The organism is Pelagerythrobacter sp. (genome assembly GCF_041912895.1).
Classification (GTDB): domain Bacteria; phylum Pseudomonadota; class Alphaproteobacteria; order Sphingomonadales; family Sphingomonadaceae; genus Pelagerythrobacter.
On sequence record NZ_JAYSGI010000001.1, the window covers coordinates 844,895 to 868,262 of the forward strand.

General features: G+C 67.3%; 26 protein-coding genes. 11 read left to right on the forward strand and 15 right to left on the reverse strand.

All coding sequences use genetic code 11. The features are described 5' to 3' along the window. From bioB to scpA, 5 genes are all read right to left on the reverse strand, one after another. Positions 1-1,020 carry a biotin synthase BioB gene (gene bioB / locus ACE3QC_RS04210; RefSeq protein ID WP_374405855.1) on the reverse strand — a complete coding sequence of 340 codons (1,020 nt, stop codon included), beginning with the start codon at positions 1,018-1,020 and terminating at the stop codon, positions 1-3. Beyond that, positions 1,017-1,817, reverse strand: a complete 801-nt coding sequence (locus ACE3QC_RS04215) for a DUF3445 domain-containing protein (RefSeq protein WP_374405856.1) — start codon at positions 1,815-1,817, stop codon at positions 1,017-1,019. The genes bioB and ACE3QC_RS04215 overlap by 4 nt, the downstream gene beginning before the upstream one ends. Next, positions 1,814-2,248, reverse strand: coding sequence for a DMT family transporter (locus ACE3QC_RS04220; protein ID WP_374405857.1), 435 nt, complete (start codon positions 2,246-2,248; stop codon positions 1,814-1,816). Before ACE3QC_RS04220 ends, ACE3QC_RS04215 begins: the two co-directional genes overlap by 4 nt. Before the next feature lie 133 nt (positions 2,249-2,381). After that, positions 2,382-2,738: a hypothetical protein gene (locus ACE3QC_RS04225; protein ID WP_374405858.1), complete on the reverse strand. Its 357-nt coding sequence runs from the start codon at positions 2,736-2,738 to the stop codon at positions 2,382-2,384. Then, positions 2,738-4,915 carry a methylmalonyl-CoA mutase gene (scpA, locus tag ACE3QC_RS04230; protein ID WP_374405859.1) on the reverse strand — a complete coding sequence of 726 codons (2,178 nt, stop codon included), beginning with the start codon at positions 4,913-4,915 and terminating at the stop codon, positions 2,738-2,740. The genes ACE3QC_RS04225 and scpA overlap by 1 nt, the downstream gene beginning before the upstream one ends. A 485-nt stretch (positions 4,916-5,400) precedes the next feature. Here scpA and rpsA point away from each other — a divergent pair, with 485 nt between their 5' ends. Together rpsA and gloB are read left to right on the forward strand one after the other, a co-directional pair. Next, the gene (gene rpsA / locus ACE3QC_RS04235) at positions 5,401-7,101 is read left to right on the forward strand and encodes a 30S ribosomal protein S1 (RefSeq protein WP_374405860.1); all 1,701 of its coding nucleotides are present in this window, start codon (positions 5,401-5,403) and stop codon (positions 7,099-7,101) included. Between the two features lie 136 nt (positions 7,102-7,237). Next, entirely contained in the window at positions 7,238-7,993 is a 756-nt protein-coding gene (gene gloB / locus ACE3QC_RS04240; RefSeq protein ID WP_374405861.1) for a hydroxyacylglutathione hydrolase, read from the forward strand. Here the strand turns inward: gloB and ACE3QC_RS04245 are convergent. From ACE3QC_RS04245 to ACE3QC_RS04290, 10 genes are all read right to left on the reverse strand, one after another. After that, a complete protein-coding gene (locus ACE3QC_RS04245; protein ID WP_374405862.1) occupies positions 7,990-8,226 on the reverse strand; it encodes a YdeI/OmpD-associated family protein in 237 nt (78 codons plus the stop codon). The two genes, gloB and ACE3QC_RS04245, sit on opposite strands and share 4 nt — an antisense overlap. Before the next feature lie 57 nt (positions 8,227-8,283). After that, positions 8,284-8,892 (reverse strand): flavodoxin family protein, encoded by a 609-nt coding sequence (locus ACE3QC_RS04250; RefSeq protein ID WP_374405863.1) that lies wholly within the window; start codon positions 8,890-8,892, stop codon positions 8,284-8,286. 66 nt (positions 8,893-8,958) lie between these two features. Further along, complete coding sequence (locus ACE3QC_RS04255; protein WP_374405864.1) at positions 8,959-9,522, reverse strand: hypothetical protein; 564 nt, start codon at positions 9,520-9,522, stop codon at positions 8,959-8,961. Continuing rightward, positions 9,515-10,009 (reverse strand): ATPase, encoded by a 495-nt coding sequence (locus ACE3QC_RS04260; RefSeq protein ID WP_374405865.1) that lies wholly within the window; start codon positions 10,007-10,009, stop codon positions 9,515-9,517. Before ACE3QC_RS04260 ends, ACE3QC_RS04255 begins: the two co-directional genes overlap by 8 nt. A 78-nt stretch (positions 10,010-10,087) precedes the next feature. Next, complete coding sequence (locus tag ACE3QC_RS04265; protein ID WP_047805836.1) at positions 10,088-10,315, reverse strand: F0F1 ATP synthase subunit C; 228 nt, start codon at positions 10,313-10,315, stop codon at positions 10,088-10,090. Between the two features lie 48 nt (positions 10,316-10,363). After that, positions 10,364-11,122, reverse strand: a complete 759-nt coding sequence (locus ACE3QC_RS04270; RefSeq protein WP_374406642.1) for a F0F1 ATP synthase subunit A — start codon at positions 11,120-11,122, stop codon at positions 10,364-10,366. A 71-nt stretch (positions 11,123-11,193) separates the two neighbouring features. Next, positions 11,194-11,529 (reverse strand): AtpZ/AtpI family protein, encoded by a 336-nt coding sequence (locus ACE3QC_RS04275; RefSeq protein WP_374405866.1) that lies wholly within the window; start codon positions 11,527-11,529, stop codon positions 11,194-11,196. Positions 11,530-11,698: 169 nt separating this feature from the next. Then, on the reverse strand, positions 11,699-12,097 hold the full coding sequence (locus ACE3QC_RS04280) for a YdbL family protein (RefSeq protein WP_374405867.1): 399 nt from the start codon (positions 12,095-12,097) through the stop codon (positions 11,699-11,701). Positions 12,098-12,108: 11 nt separating this feature from the next. Further along, positions 12,109-12,315: a YnbE family lipoprotein gene (locus ACE3QC_RS04285; protein WP_374405868.1), complete on the reverse strand. Its 207-nt coding sequence runs from the start codon at positions 12,313-12,315 to the stop codon at positions 12,109-12,111. A 47-nt stretch (positions 12,316-12,362) separates the two neighbouring features. Continuing rightward, complete coding sequence (locus ACE3QC_RS04290; RefSeq protein WP_374405869.1) at positions 12,363-15,635, reverse strand: YdbH domain-containing protein; 3,273 nt, start codon at positions 15,633-15,635, stop codon at positions 12,363-12,365. Positions 15,636-15,670: 35 nt separating this feature from the next. Between ACE3QC_RS04290 and radC the strand changes: the two genes are divergently transcribed. The 9 genes from radC (at position 15,671) to accD (ending at position 23,235) form a co-directional block, all read left to right on the forward strand. Continuing rightward, on the forward strand, positions 15,671-16,396 hold the full coding sequence (gene radC / locus ACE3QC_RS04295; RefSeq protein WP_374405870.1) for a DNA repair protein RadC: 726 nt from the start codon (positions 15,671-15,673) through the stop codon (positions 16,394-16,396). A gap of 78 nt (positions 16,397-16,474) precedes the next feature. Continuing rightward, positions 16,475-17,785, forward strand: a complete 1,311-nt coding sequence (gene purB / locus ACE3QC_RS04300) for an adenylosuccinate lyase (RefSeq protein WP_374405871.1) — start codon at positions 16,475-16,477, stop codon at positions 17,783-17,785. Between the two features lie 66 nt (positions 17,786-17,851). Continuing rightward, the gene (locus ACE3QC_RS04305; protein WP_374405872.1) at positions 17,852-18,280 is read left to right on the forward strand and encodes a LapA family protein; all 429 of its coding nucleotides are present in this window, start codon (positions 17,852-17,854) and stop codon (positions 18,278-18,280) included. Continuing rightward, the gene (gene pyrF, locus ACE3QC_RS04310; RefSeq protein ID WP_374405873.1) at positions 18,277-18,963 is read left to right on the forward strand and encodes an orotidine-5'-phosphate decarboxylase; all 687 of its coding nucleotides are present in this window, start codon (positions 18,277-18,279) and stop codon (positions 18,961-18,963) included. Before ACE3QC_RS04305 ends, pyrF begins: the two co-directional genes overlap by 4 nt. Continuing rightward, positions 18,960-19,466 carry a GNAT family N-acetyltransferase gene (locus ACE3QC_RS04315; RefSeq protein WP_374405874.1) on the forward strand — a complete coding sequence of 169 codons (507 nt, stop codon included), beginning with the start codon at positions 18,960-18,962 and terminating at the stop codon, positions 19,464-19,466. Before pyrF ends, ACE3QC_RS04315 begins: the two co-directional genes overlap by 4 nt. Positions 19,467-19,475: 9 nt before the next feature. Next, complete coding sequence (locus tag ACE3QC_RS04320) at positions 19,476-20,117, forward strand: phosphoribosylanthranilate isomerase (RefSeq protein WP_374405875.1); 642 nt, start codon at positions 19,476-19,478, stop codon at positions 20,115-20,117. Between the two features lie 73 nt (positions 20,118-20,190). Next, a complete protein-coding gene (gene trpB / locus ACE3QC_RS04325; RefSeq protein ID WP_374405876.1) occupies positions 20,191-21,405 on the forward strand; it encodes a tryptophan synthase subunit beta in 1,215 nt (404 codons plus the stop codon). A gap of 174 nt (positions 21,406-21,579) precedes the next feature. Further along, the gene (gene trpA / locus ACE3QC_RS04330; RefSeq protein ID WP_374405877.1) at positions 21,580-22,377 is read left to right on the forward strand and encodes a tryptophan synthase subunit alpha; all 798 of its coding nucleotides are present in this window, start codon (positions 21,580-21,582) and stop codon (positions 22,375-22,377) included. A gap of 9 nt (positions 22,378-22,386) precedes the next feature. Beyond that, entirely contained in the window at positions 22,387-23,235 is an 849-nt protein-coding gene (gene accD, locus ACE3QC_RS04335) for an acetyl-CoA carboxylase, carboxyltransferase subunit beta (RefSeq protein WP_374405878.1), read from the forward strand. The last annotated feature ends 133 nt before the right edge of the window (positions 23,236-23,368 follow it).

Here is a 23,368-nt window from a genome sequence, read left to right on the forward strand (position 1 = left end):
TCAGGCGTCCTCCACCGCCTTGCACGCCCGGCCAGAAGCCCGCAACGGCTCCTCGCCTTGCAGCGCCGTCAGCCCCAGCTTGGCGAACAGTGCGCCGTCGCTGTCGTCGCCAGCGTTCGGCGCGGTCAGCAGCTTGTCGCCGGTGAAGATCGAATTCGCGCCGGCGAGGAAGCACAGGGCCTGCGTTGCCTCGGACATGCTCTCGCGGCCTGCGCTCAAGCGCACCATCGACAGCGGCATCGTGATCCGCGCCACCGCCACGGTGCGCACGAACTCAATGTCGTCGATCTTGGCGAGCGGCGTGTCGGCCAGCATGTCGCCCAACACCGTGCCCTTCACCGGCACCAGCGCGTTGACCGGCACGCTCTCGGGATGCTGTTCCAGCGTCGCCAGCGTGTGGACGAAGCCCACGCGGTCCGCGCGCGTTTCGCCCATGCCGACGATCCCGCCGCTGCACACGTTGATCCCCGACGCGCGCACGTTCGCCAGCGTCTCAAGCCGCTCGTCCATCGAGCGCGTGGTGATGACGCGCTCGTAATATTCGGGGCTACTGTCGATATTGTGATTGTAATAGTCGAGCCCGGCTTCGGCGAGCATTTCCGCCTGTGTCGGCGTCAGCATGCCCAGCGTCATGCAGGTTTCCAGCCCCATCTCGCGCACCCCTTGCACGATCTTGACGATCGCGGGCATGTCGCGATCCTTCGGGTTGCGCCAGGCGGCACCCATGCAGAAGCGCTGGCTCCCCGCGTCCTTCGCCTGCGCCGCGCGCTGGAGCACGGCCTGCACGTCCATCAGCTTGGTCGCCTCGACCCCGCTGTCGGCCTTGACCGACTGGCTGCAATAGCCGCAGTCTTCCGGGCAACCGCCGGTCTTGATGCTGAGCAGCGTGCAGAGCTGGACCTGTTCGGGCGGGTGGTGGTCGCGATGCACGCTGGCGGCGCGGAACAGCAGTTCGGTGAAGGGAAGGTCGAACAGCGCGGCGATTTCCTCGCGCGTCCAGTCGGTGCGGATGTCTGTCATGTCGAATGTCCGATAGCGGCCCCGCGCGATTGCGCAAACCCTTGCAGCGCGGCGGCATAGTGCGGCGCCCCCCGACGGTCGCCCTCGCCCGAGAGCAGGCCCGCCATTGCGCCCGCGAGCCGCGCGACGTTCGCGTCCGACAACTCGGCCAGCGGCGAAACGTAGACGCCGATAGTGAACAAAATCGCGCCGGTTTCGGGCAGGCGGCGCAACGTCTGGCGCTCGGAGCGGACGAACAGCGTCTCGCCCGCGTTGTCGGGCGTGACATGCGCGAAGGCGTCGGGCCGCGCGATCCAGCGCAACTCGGGCGTCGCGGCGATAAACCAGTTGCAGCGCCCGAAAATCCGTCCGGGCCTCAGTTTCAGCATGAAGTGGTCGACACCGCTCGCAAGCTGTTCGGCAAAGCCCTGGATCGGCGCGTGCATCGCGGCCAGCGGCAGCCCCATCTTCTCCGCCGGACGCCAGTCGCTCGGGAATGCCACCGCCGCGCCGACGAGGCGGTAAAAGTCCTCCTCTTCCCGTTTGGTCAGCAGGCACATGTCCTCCCACCGCGCCGTAGCCGCCTCGGGCAATCCACCCGCGACCCCGAGCATCGCCGCCAGCTCGCGCCCCGGCGCCTCGGCCTCCGGGTCGAGTTGGACGCCTTCGGGAAAGGCCGCAAAACCCTCCTCGCGCGCGGCGAGATCGGGCTCGGGCTGCAACCACTCGTCGTCCGCCAGCGCGGCGAGCCCCATCTTCAGCACGCCGCCCCCGCGCGCCTTGGGCAGCAGTTCGTCGACGGAGAAGCCGAGTGTCACGCGGGCTTTCGCGCAAGATAAAGACCCACCGCCATAACCGCGATACCGATGGCGCGCCTGGGCGTCATCGCGGTCTGGATCGCGCCGAGCCATCCGAAGTGGTCGATCGCCGCCGCGGCCACGATTTGGCCGAGCAGCACGAAGAAGATCGCGTTTCCGAGCCCGATGCGCGGCGCGGCGAACGTGACCGAAACAGCGTAGAAAATGATGAACACCGCGCCGAACCAGATATGCGGCGCCTCGAAGCTGATGGCGTGCCTTTGCGGCAAGCCCGTTACCGCAAGCAAGGCGATGGCGATAACCAGCCCGATCGCGAAACTCACCATCGTCGCCGCGACAGCCCCGCCGAGCTGCTTGCCGAGTGCCGAGTTGAAAGCGGCAAACACCGGAATACCGATACCCGCTGCGAACATCATCGCGGCGATCGGCAAGAAGGGTCCCGATTGCGCGTTACTCATTCTGCTGGCTCGGCCTGAGCATCCTCGACGCCGAGCATCGAAGCGAATGCGCGCTCGGACGCCTCGGGGTCGTCCGCGATTGTCTCTTCGCTGCGACTGGTCGGTATCATGTCAGCACCGTGGGTGTGAAATTGTACAGGAAAGCGCCAACCCCGCCCGAGAGCAGCGTGCTCACCATGGCTTGAGCGATCCGAATGACCCGCGCGACCTTGTCGCGCGAATGCGGCGTGACTTCGAGGCTGGCGAGATACGAAGCGACGAGCAAGCTCGTCACCCCGGCCAGGCCTATAAAGACCAGCACGACGATGAGTTGCTTGGGATCGAATTCAGTTCCCTGACCGTCGGCGAACGCGAATACACCACCGAGCGAAACGAGCGATATGCCGGTGGTGTGCTTGAAGAAATCGTAGGACCGTCCGAACGGAACATCCAGATCGGCCCCGAGCTCGCCATCCTCGTCCATCATTCCGCCGCCTCGCTCATGTCCTCGTCGCCGACATCCTCGCCCGGCGGGGGCATATTGTGGCCCAGCAGGCGCAGCATGTCGGCCGCGCATTCGACCACGTTCGAGCCGGGGCCGTAGATGCCCTGCACCCCCGCCTCGCGCAGGAATTCGTAGTCCTTGGCCGGGATCACCCCGCCCGCGACGACCTTCACGTCGGCGCGGCCCGCTTCGCGCAGCAGCTCGATCAGTTCGGGGATCAGCGTCTTGTGTCCGGCGGCGAGGCTCGACGCGCCGATCGCGTCGACGTCGTTTTCCAGCGCCATCGCGGCGGTTTCGCGGGGGGTCTGGAACAGCGGGCCGCTCAGCACTTCGAAGCCCATGTCGGCAAACGCGCTGGCGATCACGTTGGCCCCGCGATCGTGCCCGTCCTGGCCCATTTTGGCGACCATTACGCGCGGCTTGCGCCCCAGCCGGCGCGCCACCGCCTCGACCCCGCGCACGATCTGGCCATAGCGCTCGTCGCCCTCGTAGGCGCTGGCATAGACGCCCTTCACCGGCGTCGGCATCGTGTCGTAGCGGCCGAACGCGTCCTCCATCGCGGACGAAATCTCGCCCAGCGTCGCATCGTGGCGGGCTGCTTCGACGGCCAGCCCGAGCAGGTTGCCGCCGCCGTTAGACCCTTCGGTCAGCGCCTCCAGCGCGGCGCGGCAAGCGGCTTCGTCCCGTTCCGACCGCACGCGCTCGATGCGCGCGATCTGGCTGGCGCGGACCTTGTGGTTGTCGATGTCGAGCGTCTCGATCTCGGCCTCTTCGGGCAGGCGATACTTGTTCACGCCCACGATCACCGTCTCGCCGCGATCGACCATCGCCTGCTTGCGCGCGGCGGCTTCCTCGATCTGCGCCTTGGGCTTGCCGGTCGCGACGTAGGCGGTCATCCCGCCCGCCGCGTCGACCTCGTCGATCAGCGCGCCCGCCTGCTCCACCAGCTTGGCCGTCAGCGCCTCGACGTAATACGATCCGCCGAGCGGATCGGCGACGTTGGTCATCCCGCTTTCCTCCTCGATCACCAGCTGCGTATTACGCGCGATGCGGGCGGAGAAATCGGTCGGCAGCGCGATCGCTTCGTCGAGCGCGTTGGTGTGCAGGCTCTGCGTGCCGCCCAGCACCGCGGCCATCGCCTCGATCGTGGTGCGGATCACGTTGTTGTACGGATCCTGCTCCTGCAGCGAGACGCCGCTCGTCTGGCAGTGCGTACGCAGCATCTTCGACTTGGGATTCTTCGCCCCCAGCCCCTCCATCACGTCGTGCCACAGCGCGCGGCCCGCGCGCATCTTGGCGACTTCCATGAACAGATTCATCCCGATGCCCCAGAAGAAGCTGAGGCGCGGGGCGAAGGCGTCGAGGTCGAGCCCGGTGGCCATCGCGCGCTTCGCGTATTCCTTGCCGTCGGCGATGGTGAAGGCGAGCTCCTGCACCGCCGTCGCCCCGGCCTCGTGCATGTGATAGCCCGAGATCGAGATCGAGTTGAACCGCGGCATGTGCTCGCTGGTGTAGCCGATGATGTCCGAGATGATCCGCATGCTCGGCTCGGGCGGGTAGATGTAGGTGTTGCGGACCATGAACTCCTTGAGGATGTCGTTCTGGATCGTGCCCGAAAGCTTGTCTTGCGACACGCCCGAACGTTCCGCCGCGACGATGTAGAACGCCAACACTGGGATCACCGCGCCGTTCATCGTCATGGAGACGCTCATCTGGTCGAGCGGAATATCGCCGAACAGGATCTCCATGTCGCGCACGGTGTCGATCGCGACGCCCGCCTTGCCGACGTCGCCCGTTACGCGCGAATGGTCGCTGTCGTAGCCGCGATGGGTGGCGAGATCGAATGCGACCGACAACCCCTTCTGCCCGGCGGCGAGGTTGCGGCGATAGAACGCGTTCGATTCCTCGGCGGTGGAGAAGCCCGCGTACTGGCGGATGGTCCACGGGCGGCCGGTGTACATGCTGGCGTAGGGGCCGCGCGTAAACGGCGCGAAGCCGGGCAGGCCCGGATCGAGATCGGCGGTATCCTCGGCGGTATAGAGCGGCTTGACAGCGATCCCCTCTGGCGTGTGCCAGGTGAGGTCGCGGCCCTTTACTTCCTTGTCGGCGGCGGCCTGCCAGTCGGCGGGGGTGGGTGCGTCGTTCTTGTCGTTCATGGCAGACCCCTTAACGCTTCGCATCGCGCGAAGTCGAGACGCGATGGAGCGCCGGATGGGCGCATCCGATCGATTCACGCACCCCGGCACGAGATACCGTTTTCCTACATGGCTCTGCTTGTGCCACCACTCGGCGGTGCCGCAAATCCCCGTCCACCGTTACAACCCGGATCGAAGTCCACACCACGCGCACCGCGATTGCCCCTTCCACCGAGGGCGAACGGGCGAAAGTCACACTTTCTCCATCCGGCCGGAGCGTAACGCGCAGCGCGTGCCTTTTGCTTGCCTTTTCGCACCGCTTCGCCTAGTCGCGCGCCCGTTCTAGCAATCGCCAGATTGAGACGAACCTTCGCGCACGGCACTCGGCCACGCGGAGAATACGGCCCTCTTGCCCCGTCAGCCTTCGCAATGGTGCGCGGGCAGCGGTGAAAGACCCCGGTAGAACCGGCGGCCGGTAGCAAAACGTGAACAGGAATACCGCACACATGGCAACTTCCGCCAATCCCACGCGCGACGATTTCGAAGCGCTGCTCAACGAACAGCTCGGCGGCGCCGGCGACGAAGGCTTCGAAGGCCGCGTCGTCAAGGGCACCGTCACCGCGATCGAGGCCGGCATGGCCGTGATCGACGTCGGCCTGAAGAGCGAAGGCCGCGTCAACCTCAAGGAATTCATGCGCGTCGACGACGAGCACGGGCTCGAAGTCGGCAGCGAAGTCGAAGTTTTCGTCGACCGCGTCGAGAACGCCGACGGCGAAGCGATGCTCAGCCGCGACCGCGCCCGCCGCGAAGCCGCCTGGGACAAGCTGGAAAGCGAATTCGGTGAAGGCAAGCGCGTCGAGGGCCGCATCTTCGGTCGCGTCAAGGGCGGCTTCACCGTCGACCTCGACGGCGCCGTGGCGTTCCTGCCCGGTTCGCAAGTCGATATCCGCCCCGTGCGCGACGTCACCCCGCTGATGGACATGCCGCAGCCGTTCCAGATCCTGAAGATGGATCGCCGCCGCGGCAACATCGTCGTTTCGCGCCGCGCGGTGCTGGAAGAAACCCGCGCCGAACAGCGCAGCGAGCTGATCGACAAGCTCTCCGAAGGCCAGGTGATCGACGGCGTCGTCAAGAACATCACCGATTACGGTGCGTTCGTGGACCTGGGCGGCATCGACGGCCTGCTCCACGTCACCGACATGAGCTACAAGCGGGTCAACCACCCGAGCGAGATCATCGAGATCGGCCAGACCGTGACCGTGCAGATCGTCCGCATCAACGAGGAAACCCAGCGCATCAGCCTCGGCATGAAGCAGCTGGAAAGCGATCCGTGGGACGGCGTGGGTGCGAAGTACCCGGTCGGCGCGAAGATGACCGGCACCGTCACCAACATCACCGAATACGGCGCCTTCGTGGAGCTGGAGCCGGGCATCGAAGGCCTCGTTCACGTTTCCGAGATGAGCTGGACCAAGAAGAACGTGCACCCGGGCAAGATCGTCTCGACCTCGCAGGAAGTCGAAGTGATGGTGCTGGAAGTGGACAGCGAGAAGCGCCGCATCTCGCTCGGCCTCAAGCAGGCCCAGCGCAATCCGTGGGAAGAGTTCGCCGAGAAGCACCCGGTCGGCTCGAAGGTCACCGGCGAAGTCAAGAACGCGACCGAGTTCGGCCTGTTCGTGGGCCTCGACGGCGACGTGGACGGCATGGTCCACATGTCGGACATCGCCTGGGGCATCTCGGGCGAGGACGCGCTGGCGCTGCACCGCAAGGGTGAAGAGGTCGAAGCCGTCGTGCTCGACGTCGACACCGACAAGGAGCGCATCAGCCTCGGCATGAAGCAGCTCGAGAAGGGCGCGCCGACCGAAGCGGGCGCTTCGGGCAGCCTGCGCCGCGGCGAGACCGTGACCGTAACCGTGCTCGAGGTTCGCGACGGCGGGCTCGAAGTGCAGGTCGGCGAAGACGGCGCGACCGGCTTCATCAAGCGTTCTGACCTCGGCCGCGACCGCGACGAGCAGCGTCCCGACCGCTTCCAGGCCGGCCAGAAGGTCGACGCGCTGGTCGCCGGCTTCGACCGTTCGAAGAAGCCGAACTTCTCGATCAAGGCGCGTCAGATCGCCGAAGAGAAGGAAGCGGTGGCGCAGTTCGGTTCGTCCGACTCGGGCGCCTCGCTCGGCGACATCCTCGGCGAAGCGCTGAAGAAGAAGGACTGACCCTTCCGCCTTCACGCCCGTCAGGGTTGAAGAAAGGCCCGTCTGCCACCCGGCAGGCGGGCCTTTCCTACATCGGCCCCGCTGCGTAAGATGCGCACCCTCAAGAAGCGAAGCGATAGGGCATACAAAAAACGCCATGCTCGAAGTCCACCAGTTCCCCTGCCTGTCCGACAACTACGGTTTCCTGCTGCACGATCCGGACAGCGGCGAAACGGCGTGCATCGATACGCCCGACGGCGCCGAATATCTGAAGCAGGCGCAGGCCAAGGGGTGGCGGATCACGCAGATCTGGAACACCCACTGGCACCCCGATCACGCGGGCGGCAACACTGCGATCGTCGAGGCGACCGGGGCGAAGGTCGTTGCCCCGAAGGAGGTCGAGAAGCTGTCGCCGATCGACCGGTTGGTCGGCAACGGCGATATGGTTTCGCTCGGCGGCTACGAAGCGCGGGTGATCGACGTCGGCGGGCACACCGACGGGCATATCGCCTATTACATCGAGGATGCGGACATGGCCTTCGTCGGCGACAGCGTGTTCGCGCTGGGCTGCGGGCGCATGTTCGAGGGCACGCCCGAGCAGTTCTGGGGCAGTATCGAGCGGATCAAGGCGTTGCCGGGCGAAACCACCCTCTACTGCGCGCACGAATACACGCAGGCGAACGCGAAGTTCGCGCTCCATGCCGATCCCGACAACGTCGAACTGCAACTCTACGCGCAGGAAATCGACCGCAAGCGCGAACACGGCGAGCCGACCGTGCCGACGCAACTTTCGCGCGAACTCGAAACCAACCCCTTCCTGCGCGCCGACAAGGAAGGCCTGCGCAACCGCTGGGGCGGCGGCCAGCCGCACGAGACGTTCGCGGCGCTGCGGGCGGCCAAGGACGCGTTCTAGCCCTTCTCGGCGCCCGTCCAGTCCATGCCCCTGTAGGTATCGCCGGCCTTCAGTTCGGCGATCATCTGTGCGACGCGCTTGCCGCGGGTCTCGTCGCGCTTCGCCCGCCCGATCCAGATCAGGTAGTCGTTGCGCTGATACGGCGGCCGCGCCGCATAGGCCTTGGCCTGACCCGCGTCGTGCAGCGCGCGCTCGACATCGGCCGGCATGCTCTCGCGCGGACGCTTGCTCATACGGAAACTCCGGATTGGCGACTTCGCACCGGCAACTGCCGTCGCCCGGCCACGTTCCTACCCCGGATAAGGGTCCGCCTTAAGCAGCTTCGCCAGGTGGGCGGCGTTGGCGGCGACCATCTTCGCGGTCTGTGTCACCTTCTGCGGACGATGTTCCAGGTCTTTGAAGTCGACGCTGCCCATCGCTTCGCCCACCCAGTAACAGGCGGCGACCGCGGGGATCGTCCAGCCGGTGTCGTTGAGGCTCTGGAACAGTTGCGCGCTCGACCAGTGCGCTCCGTCCTCGTTGCCGACGATCGCCGCGACCGCGACCTTGGAATAGCTCGGCATCCGGCCCGCATCGTCGGTTTCGGACAGGAAGGCGTCCATCCGTTCGAGCACGCGCTTGGCGATCGAGCCGATCTGGCCCATCCAGATCGGACCGCCGAAGATCAGGATATCATGCGCGAGGATTTTCTCGCGCAGTCCGGGCCACTCGTCGCCCTTCCCCTCGTCCGAGGTCACGCCGGGCAATACATTATAGTCGGCGATCCGCAGCGTTTCGGCGAGCGTTACGTCGTGCTTGGCGAAGGCTTCTTCCAGCACGCCGATCATCGCATCGGTCGAACTGGCCTCCCCGCCCGAGCGCTTGAGCGAGCAGTTGAGCGCGATTGCGGAAAGGGCCATGCGATTTCTCCTGTTGTTACAGGAAGAAGCGCACGGCCCTTCGATCGTTCCGCAATGTGCCGCGGGTCAGATGCTCGAGATCAGCTCGTCGGCCAGCCTGCGGTCGGCCTCGGCGTCGTGCTTATCGGCGATCAGCTTGCGCGATGCTGTCGCGGCGGCGCTGGCGGCGCGGGCGCGGACGTCGTCCACCGCCTCGCGCTCGGCGGCGGCGATCTTGTCTTCGGCCATGCGCTTGCGGCGTTCGACCATCGCCTTGCCGTCGTCTTCGGCCTTCGTGAGGATGGCGTCGGCTTCGCGCTGGGCATTGCTCAGCATCGCCTCGGCGTCCTTTTCGGCGTTCGAGACCTTGCGGCGATATTCGTCGCGCAGCGTCTCGGCCTCGGCACGCAGGGCCTTGGCTTCGTCGAGTTGCTGGCGGATCGCGGCGATCTTGTTGTCGAGCCCGCCGACGATCATGCCGGGGACCTTCTTCCAGATCGCGATCAGGATCAGCACCGTCATCGCGACGGCGACGACCTGGAACGGCGCGAGGCCGAAAAGCTCGGGCTCGACGTGAACCGCCGAGCCGTGTTCGACCACCGCTTCGGTCTGCGCCTCGTCGGCGGTGAAGAGTTCGGGCGCGTTAGCCATGAGCCATGGCCTCCTTCACGGCCTTCTTCGCATTGGCGGCGGTGACGCTGACCCCGGCGAGACGCTGGACGATGTCCTGCGCCGCTTCGGCGGCCACGCCTTCGACTTCGGCCAGCGCCGAAGTGCGCGCCGCGGCGATCGAGGCCTCGGCATCGGCGAGCTTGGTGTCGAGCCGCTTCTGCGCGGCCGCCAGCTTCTTCTCGTTGGCCGCGGCCGCATCGGCCTTGGCCTTGGCGACGAGCGTCTGCGCGGCGGCGCGGTTTTCGTTTTCCCGCTTGCGCCAGGCCTCCTCTTCCTCGTCTGCCTGCGTGCGCGCAGCATCGGCGGCGGCGAGATCGGCGGCAATCTGACCGTCGCGCTGGGAGACGGTGTCCATGACCTTGGGGACCATGCCCCGGCCGATCACGAAGAAGACGATCCCGAAGAACACCAGCAGCCAGAAAATCTGGCTGGAGTAGGTTTCTGCGAGCTGGGCTATCTGGGGCATCGAATCACGTCCCGGAAGTCAGGCGAGAACAGGCGCGCCGGCCGGGCTGACCCGGCCGGCGACGATTGCAGAAGTCGATCAGGCGACGAAGATCAGGATCATCGCGACGACGAACGCCAGCAGGCCGAGAAGCTCGGCGGCGGCGAAGCCGATGAACAGACGGCCCTGCTGGCCGTCGGCGGCGCCGGGGTTGCGCAGCGCGCTCTCGAGGAACGAGCCGAACACGTTACCCACGCCGATCGCGGCCATACCCGCGCCGATCGCGGCGAGACCGGCACCAACCAGCTTTGCAGCTTCTACGTCCATGTCAAAAACTCCTTTGAAACGAATGAATTGATTCGGGTTGTTGAAACTTTAGTGAAGGTTCTCGGCGTCGTTGATGTAGAGCGACGTCAGGAGAGCGAACACGTAGGCCTGGATGCCCGCGACCAGGATTTCCAAGGCGCAGATGCCGATCATCAGCACGAAGCTGGGCAGGCCGACGAGCAGGCCGAAATGGGTCCCCGCATTGGTGCCGTCGATCACGAAACTCGACAGAACCTCGAGCAGGACGTGCCCCGCCATCATCGCCACGAACAGCCGCAGCGCGAGGCTGAACGGGCGCACCGCGAAGCTGACGAGCTCGATCAGGAAGATCGCCGGGATCATCGGCAGCGGCGTGCCGTGCGGCACGAACAGGCTGAAGAAATGGAACCCGTGTTTCCAGAAGCCCACGACCAGCACGATCGCGAAGCTGATCGCCGCCAGCACGCCGGTGATCGTGAAGTGGCTGGTGAAGGTGAACGGGTGCAGGCCGATCAGGCCGAGCGGCAGCAAGCCGAGGATGTTGGCGAAGAGGATGAACATGAACAGCGAGAACACGTAGGGTACGTACTTGCGCCCCGCCTTGCCGATGTTCGCCTCCAGCATGTTGTCGACGAAGCCGGTGAAGGTTTCGACCGCCATCTGCCAGCGGCCCGGCACCAACTGGCGCTTCATGCCACCCCACACGAAGGCGGCGAGCACCACGGTGGTGATCAGCATCCACATCGCGCTGTTGGTGAAGGCGATGTTGTAGCCCGCAATTTCCCAGTTCGCCGAGCCGAACAGCGGCTCGATGGTGAACTGGTACATCGGATCGACCTTGGCCGGTTCGGCTGCCACGGCGTTCTACGTCCCTACCTCATGAACATCCGCGCTCGCGGCTACCCCTCCGGAGAGGAGTCGTCGGAGCGCGTGTTCGCCATCCTAAAAATGTTCCTGAAGGCCACCACTATCCCGAGGAACAGGCCGACCAACAGACCCCAGGGCGACGTGCCGGCGAAGGTATCGACCAACCAACCGAGCACGAGACCGCCGAGAATACCGCCGAGGAGATCCGCGAGCACCCGGTTTCCGCTGCGATAGTTCGCATCGGAGCCGGTCGCCTGCGGCCGGTTGCGCTGTTCTTCACGCTCTTTCGCGGCCTTCAGCCGCTGTTCGAGCGCATCGATCCGCGCATCCTCGGCAATCGGTTCTCGTGCGGGCTTATCGTCGCTCATGCCATGCTCCTTGTTAGGGGAATGCGCGGCACAGGCAACGGTTGCCCGCCGAAGGCGCCGCCCCCTTAGGCGGCGGTCATAGGCAAGTCAATCGGCGGGTTGCTGCATTGCGGGAGAACTTGCCCCCAAGCGGGCACGGGCGAACTCTGGCGCCCGCGATCGATGCGGGTCAGCCCGGACAGCGGCTGTCGCGCTGGGGGGCGCCACTGCCGCGCGTCTGCCACGAGCCGTCGGGCGCCTGGTATTTCTCGCCCGGCGAGGTCTTGGAGATGGCGATGCAGCCCGCCGTCAGCGCATATTCCTCCAGCGTGGCGTTGGCCGCCTGCGCCTTCTGCGCGTAGATCGCCCGGCGCTTGATGTTGATGTCGTTGACCATCCGGCGCAGTTCGGCCGAGCCTCCGCCGACGATGCCGAGGTAGCCATCCATCTTTTCGCCCACGGTGCCCGCCGCGCGCGCCTGTTCGTAGGCCGGATCGCGCTGGGCGTGGGCCGCACCGGCGAGCCCGCCCACGGCGAGCGCGAAACCGGCTGCGGCGAAAGCTGCCTTGCGCACGAAATCCCTGTTCATCTCAATCTCCATCAGAAGATATCCGCATTGTTCTCGATCGTGTTGCCCGCGTCTTCCGCGAGCCGGTAGATCACTTCCTGCCGGATGTTGATGTTGAGCTCGATCACGATGGGCTTGTCGGGCGCCTCGACCGAGATGCACCCGCCCAGCGCGAGCGAGCCCGCCACCACCAGCGGCAGCGAACCCCTGGCCCACGCCCGTTGTGCCTTTCCCCGCATGGGCAAGGTTTTCGCAGCGCCGGGGCGGGCCGTCAATTCGACTGGCTTCATGGCATAGTCTCGCTTTCCTGGGTCTGAACGGATTGGTCGTCGTCGGCTTCGGGATCGTCGGGCCGAATGATCTCGAGCCCGGTCCCAGGCTCGGCGCCTTCGGATGGAGTTGCCGGCGCGGGCTGCCCTTCGGGAACCTGGAACTGCACGCCGTCGTCGCGCAGCAGCCCCAGTTCGCGCGGGTCGCGCACGAAAGCGGGATCGTAAAGCGAACGCAGGTTGGTCAGCAGCTGCGCGAAGGCAGCGCGGATGTTGACCCGAAATTCGAGCGGCAGCCCGGCAATCTGCCGGGTCACGAAGTTGCTGCTCGTCCCCTCGCCCTGGCTGACCCCCTCGAAGCGGACCTCGGTGATGATCTCGCCCGAAAGGCTGCCGTTCATGCCCACCGTCATGCGCCGGTAATCGAGCGAGCGCAGCGCCTCGAACGCGTAGTTGGCGATCGGCGAAAGATCCTCGTAGGTCAGCTCGCCGACATATGACACGTTGCCGCCGGGCGGGCGCGACGTCAGCAATCCGCCGTCGATCCTGCCGTACCCCTGCTCGTCGAACACGATCGGCACGGTGCCGTCGAAAATGCCCGTGGCGCTGATGTTGCCCAGCTCCATGTTCTGGACGAAGGCAGCGGCATCCAGCCCCTCGATCTCGAACACGTAGGCGCGCCGCTCGCTGATGCCGAGATTGAGATCGACCGGGCGCAGCCGCAGCGTGCCGCCCATGAACGGCCAGGTGCCGCCCGCGACACCCAGGAACTGTCCCTCGCGCAGCGCGAATTCGACCGTTCCGTCGGTAACCTCGATCCCCGGATTGACCGAGCCGACCCGGATCTGCTGCCGCGGCGCGGTGGTCAGCGCGATCAGGTCGTCGAACACGATCGTGCCCGCCGCGCCGCGCACCGGGCCGAAGGCGGCAGCGAAATCGAGCCCTTCGCTGGTGAACCGGCCCGAGCTGGTCACACCATCTGCATTCCAGTCGATCCGCCCGCTGCCGGTGACCACGCCGCGTGCATTGGCGATCACGCCCAACGCGCGCGGGGTGAGCATCACGGGCTGGAGCGATTCGTCGAACAGCAGGCCGGCGACGGTGAGATCGGCGCGCCCGGTGCCGCTGCCCAGATCGTGGACGATCGCGACCCGCGTGACCTCGCGCTCGCTGGTCGGTTCGCGCAGCACGGTGTCGGCGCGGATCACGTTGTCGGCCAGCGTCAGCGTGGCATCGCGCGCCATCAGCGGATTGAAGCGGTCGGTCTCGGCCCGGTCCTCAAGCGTGAAGCGGCCTTCGGCGAGCGAGAGCACGCCGCCCGCGTAGCGCCACGTCCCCGAGGTTTCGCGCAAGTCGAGCGGGACGACGAACAGCGAGACGTCGGCATCGTCGAACGTGCCGGCGATCTCGCGGCCCAGCGTCGCGGCGAGATTGCTGACGCTGAAGCGGCTCGCCGCGTCGGGCGGGCCGAGCGCCACGGTGACGTCGCGCGCCGAAAGATTGCCGGGCCAGGCGAACCCGATCGGACCCGAGGCGAGCACGATCGGCGTTCCGGCGAGCCGGCCGGCGAGATCGAGCGACGGCGCCCCAGCGGCGATCCGCAAACCGCGCGGACCGTAGGCGAGGATCGGCGCGCCTCTGGCGGGGCACAGCGTCAGCGTACGCCGCTCGAACACCAGCTCGGCCAGCGCCAGCCCGGCGAAGCGGAAATCGGTGCATTCGCGCCACATCGCCAGCCCGCCCGCGCGCGACCAGCCGCCTTCGAGCGGAACCTCCAGTTCGCGTGCGGAACCGCCGGGCAACGCGCCCGACGCGATCGCCCGGCCCGAGAACCCGAAGCGCCCGCCGGTTCCCTGCGCGATCGTAAGCTCGGGTATCGCGAGGCGCGAATCGCCGGCGGTGTATTCGGCCATCCGCAAGCGCAGCAACGGATCGCGGCCCGGCAGGCGCTCCATGCGTCCGGTGATTTGCGGCAGCCCTTCGCCGCCGGTGCTGAAGTTGCCCGCGATACGCGGCGCGGCGCCGCCAGCACGGCTGAACTGCCCGCGCGAGAGCGCCAGCAGCGTCGCCCCGCTGCCCCCGCGCAGGGTCGCGTTCGGTACGAGCAGCGACAGCGAATCGCCGCGCACGCGCGCAGTGACGCTGGCCGCGATCCGGCTGCCGCGCGATTCGCGCACGAGACCGCCAGCGGCGCGCTCGAGCAGCGGGGCAAGCAGCGTGCCCTGCCCCGCGGTGCCGAGCTCGCGAATCCGGCCGGTCAGGCGATCGCCGAAGCGCAGGTCGTTGCCTTCGAGGTCGCCTTGCAGCGCGATCCTTTGAAACCCATCGCGCGCGCGCAATGCGCCGCGCGCGGTCAGCACCGCCAGCCGTCCCTGCGGATGGGCGATCCCGCGCCCGGCGAGCGTGTAGCGGGCATTGAGCTGGCCGTCGCGCCAGGCAGCGCGCATCGTGCCGTTGACGCCGCTCGCGCGCGTCTCGCCCGCAGCAAGCGCGCCGCTCGCGAGCGAGGCCCTGCCCTCGACACCCGCGAAATCCGCATCGGCGGTGGCGTCGAGCGTCAGCGCCGCGTCGGCTAGTCTGATGCCGCCAGCCGGACAGGCGAACCCGGCGAGCCGCAGCGGACCGGCGAAACGCAGCTTGCCGGCCTCGGTCGTCACGCGGCCATAAGCGCTCGCTCCGGCGCCCTCGCATCCGCCGCCGTTGATCTCGGGCGCCACCGCCGCGAGCACGCCGGCGAACCCGCTGTCGAGCCTGCCCGCGCCCTCGGCCTTGAAGCCGACCGGACCGTAGGCGGTCTCCAACAGCGCGCGTCCGTCGGTCAGCGCGATGTCGAATTCGGGCAGTCCCGGCGGCTCGTCGGTGTCGCGAAACAATACGCGGTCGAGCGAGCCGAAGCTCAGCGCCCCATCGCGCCAGCTACCGAACAGACGCGGCCGTTCGAGCTCGATCCGGCCGATCTCGGGGGTACCGAAGCCGTAGCGCATATGCACCACGACCCGCTCCACCGTCAGGTCGGGCAGCAGCGGATCGCCGATCACCACGTCGCGCAGCACCTGCTGGCCGGGGCCGATGCTCTCGATCTCGTATCGCGCGGGAAGGTCGTAATCCTCGAGCAGCTCGGCGATTACATTCCCTGCGATACGCTCGCGCGTGAACCATGCGATCGCGAGCCCAGCGACGATCAACAGCAGCAGCGCGAGCGAGACGCGCCAGCGCCATTTCGTCAGGCGGCGGCGCGGCGCTACGGTTACGGCCTCGTCAGCATTATCGTTGTCTTCGGCCAGCGCCATCGCCTCACACTTGCGCGCATCGCCGGGCAAAGGCAATGCATCGGTTGTCGAACGCGACGGCGGGGGGAAGGTTGCCGCAGGACAAGGAAAATCCGGGCCACACGGGCCATCGCGCGCGATTGCGCCAGCGGCTGCTGACCGGCGGGGCGGAGGCGTTGGCGGACTACGAACTGCTCGAATATCTGCTGTTCGCCGCCAATCCGCGCGGCGACACGAAGCCGCTCGCCAAGGCGCTGCTCGCGCGGTTCGGCTCGCTCGCAGCGGTGCTCAACGCGGAAGCCGGCGCGTTGCGGCAGGTTTCCGGTATGGGCGAGACGGGTGCCGCGGCTCTAAAGGCGGTCGCACTCGCCACCCGGCGCATGGCGCGCGGCGAAGTGCAGCAAAAGCCGGTGCTGGGCAGTTGGCAGGCGCTGATCGATTACCTGACGATCGACATGGCGCATCTCACGGTTGAGCGCGTACGCGTGCTCTATCTCGACACGCGCAACCGGCTGATCATGGACCACCACGTCGGCGACGGCTCGGTGGACGAAGCGGCGATCCATCCGCGCGAGGTCGTGCGCAAGGCGCTCGACCTCGGTGCGAGCGCGCTGATCCTCGTCCACAACCACCCGAGCGGCAATCCCGAACCGAGCCGCGCCGACATCGCGATTACCCGCCGCATCGCCGAGGCGGGGCGGCTGCTCGGCATCGTCGTCCACGATCATGTGATCGTGGGGCGCGAGGGGCATACGAGCCTGAAGGCGAAAGGACTGATCTAGCGCGCGCCGCCTCTCCGGCTTGCCTTCGCGCGGCGCGCGCCCTAGCGGCGGCGCATCCTTGCCCCGATGGAGTCGATGATGGTCCCCCGCTATGCCCGCCCCGACATGTCCGCGATCTGGGAGCCGGAGGCGCGCTATCGCATCTGGTTCGAGATCGAGGCGCACGCGACCGAGAAGCTGGGCGAACTCGGCGTGGTGCCCGAGAGCGCGGCGAAGGCGCTGTGGGACTGGTGGGCGACCGATCCGAAGATCGACGTGCCCGCGATCGATGCGATCGAGGCGGTAACCAAGCACGACGTGATCGCCTTCCTCACCTGGGTTGCCGAGCAGGTGGGCGAGGAGGCGCGCTTCATGCATCAGGGCATGACCAGCTCCGACGTGCTCGACACCACGCTGGGCGTGCAACTCGCGCGCGCCAGCGACATTTTGCTGGAAGACCTCGACCTGCTGCTCGCCGCGATCCGGCGCCGGGCGGAGGAACACAAGTACACCCCCACGATCGGCCGCAGTCACGGCATCCACGCCGAGCCGGTGACCTTCGGCCTCAAGCTCGCGCAAGCCTATGCCGAGTTCACCCGGTGCCGCCAGCGGCTCGTCGCCGCACGGGCGGAAATCGCCACCTGCGCGATCTCGGGCGCGGTGGGCACGTTCGCCAATGTCGATCCGGCGGTGGAGGAGCACGTCGCCGAGCGCCTCGGCCTCGCGGTCGAGCCGATCTCCACCCAGGTCATCCCGCGCGACCGGCACGCGATGTTCTTCGCTACGCTGGCGGTGATCGCGGGCTCGATCGAGCGCGTCGCGGTCGAGGTGCGCCACTTGCAGCGCACCGAAGTGCTGGAAGCGGAAGAATACTTCTCGCCCGGGCAGAAGGGCAGCTCGGCGATGCCGCACAAGCGCAACCCGATTCTGACCGAAAACCTCACCGGGCAGGCGCGCATGATCCGCGCCTACGCCCTGCCCGCGCTGGAGAACGTCGCGCTGTGGCACGAGCGCGACATCAGCCATTCCTCGGTCGAACGCTTCATCGGCCCGGACGCGACGATCACGCTCGATTTCGCGCTCGCGCGGCTGACCGGGGTGATCGACAAACTGCTGGTCTATCCCGAGCGGATGCAGGCGAATCTCGACCGGATGGGCGGCCTCGTTCATTCGCAGCGCGTACTGCTGGCGCTGACGCAGGCGGGCGTGAGCCGGGAGGACGCTTACCGGCTGGTGCAGCGCAACGCGATGAAAGTGTGGGAATCGGATGGCAAGCTGTCGCTGCTCGATCTGCTCAAGGCCGACGAGGAAGTCACTGCGGCGCTCAGCCAAACCGAGTTGGAAGAGAAGTTCGATCTCGAATACCACTTCAAGGAAGTCGATCGCGTGTTCGACCGGGTGTTCGGTTAGGTTCTTCCCTTGGATTGCCAAGGCGACTAGCATCGCGCAGTCGAAAACCGGGGAACGAGGCGAAACATGCAAGTCGTAAGAACGATCGTCTGGGTGCTGCTGCTGGCGGCGCTGCTGGTGTTCTCCGCGTTCAACTGGACGCCGGTGGAAGTGAAGATCTGGACCAATCTGGTGCTGGAGACCAAGATCCCCGCGCTGGTGATCGTCTCATTCCTGCTCGGGCTGGTGCCGATGTGGTTGCTGCATCAGGGCACGCGCTGGCGGCTGAAGCGGCGGATCGGCTCGCTCGAGACCGCGCACCGCACCGCGGTGGCCAACGCCGACCGGCACGATGCGGTGACCACGCCTGGCACCACTGCTGCAGCGACCCCGGCGGAAGTCGACAGCGGCTTCGCGGTCGATCCGGCTCCGCCACCGGCCGCTGTGCCACACCCGGCCCCTGCCGCGTCGGACATCCCGCCGGGCGATCCGCGCGATCCCAAAGACCGCCTGTGACCAATCCCGTCTATCTCGCTCTCGACCTGCCGCAGCTCGATGCGGCCAAGGCGCTGGCCGGAAGGGTCAAATCGCACGTCGGCGGGATCAAGCTGGGGCTCGAATTCTTTTGCGCGCACGGGCACCACGGGGTGCACGAGATCGCGCACCTCGGCCTGCCGGTGTTCCTCGACCTCAAGCTGCACGACATCCCGAACACCGTCGCCGGAGCGATGCAGGCGATCCACGTGCTCGAACCCGCGATCGTCACCGTCCACGCCAGCGGCGGACGCGCGATGATGGAGGATGCCAAGGCCGCCGCCTCGAACGGCACGAAAGTCGTGGCGGTGACGATGCTGACCAGCATGGACGACCGCGATCTCGACCGCACCGGTGTGAAGGGCAATGCGCACGAACAGGTCATGCGGCTGGCCGAGTTGGCCGAAGCCGCCGGGCTCGACGGGATCGTCTGCTCGGGGCAGGAGGTCGGCGCGGTGCGCAAGCAGTGGAAGGAAGGCTTCTTCGTCGTCCCCGGCCTGCGCCTGCCGGGCAATGGCGAGAACAACGCGAACGGCGATCAGAAGCGCGTCGTCACCCCGCGCCAGGCGCGCGACGACGGGGCGAGCGTGCTCGTCGTCGGCCGCCCGATCAGCCGCGCGGAAGACCCGGTGGCAGCGGCGCGCGCGATCGAGGCGACGCTTTGATATCTATCGAAACGGCATCGCCCGGCGATGCCCCTGCCCTCAAGCGCATGCTCGAAGCGGCCTATCGCGGCGATTCGGCCCGCCGCGGGTGGAACCATGAAGCCGACATCCTCGACGACGAGCGGGTAACGCCCGATGAGGTCGCAGGGCTGCTCGCGGACCCGCAGGCCACCATGCTCGTTGCACGCGGCGAGGGCGCCATCGTCGGCTGCGTCGCGGTCACCCGCAAGGAGGCCGCATTGGCCTATCTCGGCATGCTGTGCGTCGAGCCTGAATTACAGTCCACCGGTCTCGGACGACGCCTGCTCGACGCAGCGGAAGAAAGCGCCCGCAGCCGCGGCATCTCGGCGATGGAAATGACCGTCATCGACAGCCGCGACACGCTGATCGCATGGTACGAGCGACGCGGCTACTCGCGCACCGGCGAGGCGCGCCCGTTCCCCGTGCTGCGCGACCCTCCGCTCACTTTCGCGGTGCTGGAAAAGCCGCTCGCCGCGCCCTAAGTGCCGCCAATGGCCGCGACGAAGATCAAGATCTGCGGGATCACGGCTCCCGACGCGCTCGAGGCGGCGATCGCCGCGCGGGCGGACTGGTGCGGGCTGGTGTTCTTCCCGCCCTCGCCGCGCAATCTCGCGCCTTCAGACGCGCGCGCTCTGGCGGGGCAGGCGGGGCGGCGGATCGGCAAGGTCGGGCTGTTCGTCGATCCTGCCGATGCGCTGCTGGCCGAGGGAGTGGCGGCAGGCGCGCTCGACGCGATCCAGCTCCACGGTGACGAGACGCCCGCGCGCGCGGCGCAAGTGCGCACCCGCTTCGCCTTACCGGTGTGGAAGGTGATCGCGGTCTCCTCCGCCGCTGATGTCGCCCGCGCGGAACTGTATCGCGGCGCGGTGGACACGATCCTGTTCGACGCGCGCACGCCGAAAGGCGCGGATCGTCCCGGCGGCATGGGCTTGCGCTTCGACTGGTCGTTGCTTGCGGCCTATCGCGGCGCGCTGCCGTGGGGGCTCGCCGGTGGGCTGACGCCCGAAAATGTCGCCCAGGCGGTGGCGCTCACCGGCGCGCCACTGGTCGATACCTCGTCGGGCGTTGAACGCGCGCCGGGGATCAAGGACCTGGGCAAGATCGCCGCGTTCTGCGCCGCCGCGCGCGCCTGAGCCAAGGCGCGATGCGCGCCACCAAACCTATCGTGTCTCGACTCCGCGCGGCTCGACCGGCATTGGGGGCGCGATGACGAGCAACCCCAATTCCTACCGCACCCAGCCCGACGAGCGCGGGCACTTCGGCGACTATGGCGGCCGCTTCGTGGCCGAGACGCTGATGCCGCTGGTGCTCGATCTGGAGCGCGAATACCGCGCCGCGCAGGCCGATCCGGCGTTCAAGGCGGAATTCGACGACCTGCTGGAGCATTACGTCGGCCGCCCCAGCCCGCTCTATTTCGCCGAGCGGCTGACCGAGGCACTCGGCGGCGCACAGGTGTGGTTCAAGCGCGACGAACTGAACCACACCGGCGCGCACAAGATCAACAACTGCATCGGGCAGATCCTGCTCGCGATCCGCATGGGCAAGACCCGGATCATCGCCGAGACCGGCGCAGGCCAGCACGGCGTCGCCACCGCCACCGTCTGCGCGCGCTTCGGCCTCCCGTGCACGGTGTTCATGGGCGCGGAGGACGTGCGGCGGCAATCGCCCAACGTGTTCCGCATGAAGCTGCTCGGCGCCGAAGTCCGTCCCGTCACCGCCGGGCGCGGTACGCTCAAGGACGCGATGAACGAGGCGCTGCGCGACTGGGTCGCGAACGTCCACGACACCTTCTACATAATCGGCACCGCGGCGGGCCCGCATCCCTACCCGGAACTGGTGCGCGATTTCCAGAGCGTGATCGGCAAGGAAGCGCGCGAACAGATGCTCGGCCGCACCGGCCGCCTGCCCGACCTGCTGGTGGCGGCGATCGGCGGCGGATCGAACGCGCTGGGGCTGTTCCACCCCTTCCTCGACGATGCGGACGTGAAGATGCTCGGCGTCGAGGCGGCAGGCCACGGTCTCGACGGCAACGAGCACGCGGCCAGCCTGCTCGGCGGCTTCCCCGGCGTGCTCCACGGCAACAGGACCTATCTGTTGCAGGATGAGGACGGCCAGATCACCGAGGGCCACTCGATCAGCGCTGGGCTGGACTATCCCGGAATCGGGCCGGAACACGCGTGGCTGAAGGACACGGGCCGGGTCGAATACACCGCCGTGACCGACGACGAGGCGCTGGAGGCTTTCCAACTCCTGTGCCGCACCGAGGGCATCATCCCCGCACTCGAACCGAGCCACGCCATCGCGGCGGTGGCGAAACGCGCGAAGGAGATGAACCGCGATCAGATCATCCTCGCCAACCTCTGCGGGCGGGGCGACAAGGACATCTTCACCGTGGCTGAAAAGCTAGGAGTGGAGATGTGAGTCCACCAGTCCGACAGGGGATAGAGTCCGGATTGCTGGCTGCAGTCCTCGTCTTCATACTGAGTATTGCATTCGCATATATGTCAGAAGCTGCAATCGATCCGAACAAGGAAATGGCTCGCTCGCTGGTCTTTGCGCTCATTTTTGGTGTGTTGGGATGGCGTCGTGCTAACCATGACTGATCGCGTCTCCACCGCCTTCGCCAAGCCCCACCCCGCTCTCGTCGCGTTCATCACCGCGGGCGACGGCGACACCGCGGCCAATCTCGACGCGCTCGTCGCGGGCGGCGCGGATGTGATCGAGTTGGGGATGCCATTTACAGATCCGATGGCCGATGGCCCCGCGATCCAGCAAGCGAATATCCGTTCGCTCGGCGCGGGAACGACCACCGCCGAGGTGCTGCGGATCGCCGCCGGGTTCCGCGAGCGCCACCCCGACGTGCCGCTGGTGCTGATGGGCTATGCCAACCCGATGGTGCGGCGTGGGGCGGAGTGGTTCGCCACCGCCGCGAAGGACGCGGGCGTCGATGGAGTGATCTGTGTCGACATTCCTCCCGAGGAGGACGAGGCGCTCGGCCCCGCGCTGCGCGCCGCCGGGATCGCCCCGATCCGTCTCGCCACGCCCACCACCGATGCGAAGCGCCTGCCGCAGGTGCTCGAAGGCTCGGACGGGTTCCTCTACTACGTCTCGGTCGCGGGGATCACCGGCAAGCAGCAGGCCGTGCAGGGCTCGATCGACGAGGCGGTGGCACGGCTCAAGGCCGCGACCGAGCTGCCCGTAGCGGTCGGCTTCGGCGTGCGCACGCCCGAACAGGCGGCCGCAATCGCCCGCGTGGCGGACGGCGTGGTGGTCGGCTCCGCGCTGGTCGAACTGGTCGGCGAGCATGGCGGCGATGCGCCGCGTCACTTGCGCGACCTGACCGAAAAACTTGCCAAGGCGGTGCATTCGGCGGCAAGGGCCGACCATGAATAGGTATCTGGCATGAACTGGTTCACCCGCGTCCGCAATTCGCTGCCCTTCGTGGCCAAGCGCACCACCGAGGAAACGCTGTGGGTCAAGTGCCCCGGCTGTTCCGAAATGCTGTTCACCAAGGAATACGAGGAAAACCTCAAGGTCTGCCCGCGCTGCGGCCATCACGGCCGGATCGGCGCGGACGAGCGGCTGAGCCAGGTGCTCGACGACGGGTTCGACCTGCTCAAGCAGCCCGAGGTGGCCGAAGACCCGCTCAAGTTCCGCGATACCAAAAAGTATCCCGACCGGCTGAAGCAGGCGCGCGCGAAGAACCCGCACAAGGATGCGTTCTCGGTCGGTTCGGGCACGATCGAGGGGCACCCGGCGGTCGTCGGGGTGCAGGATTTTGGTTTCATGGGCGGCAGCATGGGCATGGCGGTGGGCACCGCCTTCGTGCAGGGCGCCGAGCGCGCGCTGGAGCGCGGGTGCGGCTATATCGTCGTCACCGCGGCGGGCGGCGCGCGGATGCAGGAAGGCATTCTCAGCCTGATGCAGATGCCCAAGGCGACCGTGATGACGCGCCGCCTGAGAGAGGCCGGCCTGCCCTATATCGTCGTGCTGACCGACCCCACCACCGGCGGCGTCACCGCCAGCTACGCGATGCTGGGCGACGTGCAGATCGCCGAGCCGGGCGCGCTGATCGGCTTCGCGGGCCAGCGCGTGATCCAGGATACGATCCGCGAGAAGCTTCCCGAAGGCTTCCAGCGCGCGGAATACCTGCACCAGCACGGCATGGTCGACATGGTGGTCGACCGCCACGATCTGCGCGCGACGCTGGCGAACGTGCTGGATTACTTGCAGCCCGCGAAGGCGGCGTGAGCCAAGCATCCTCCCCGGCACGGGGAGGGGGACCAGCCGCAGGCTGGTGGAGGGGCAGGTCGCAAAGGCTCGTCACAGCCAAGGTGCGGAGCGCGGCATGTGCCCCTGCACCCCTCCCCCGCTCGGGGAGGAT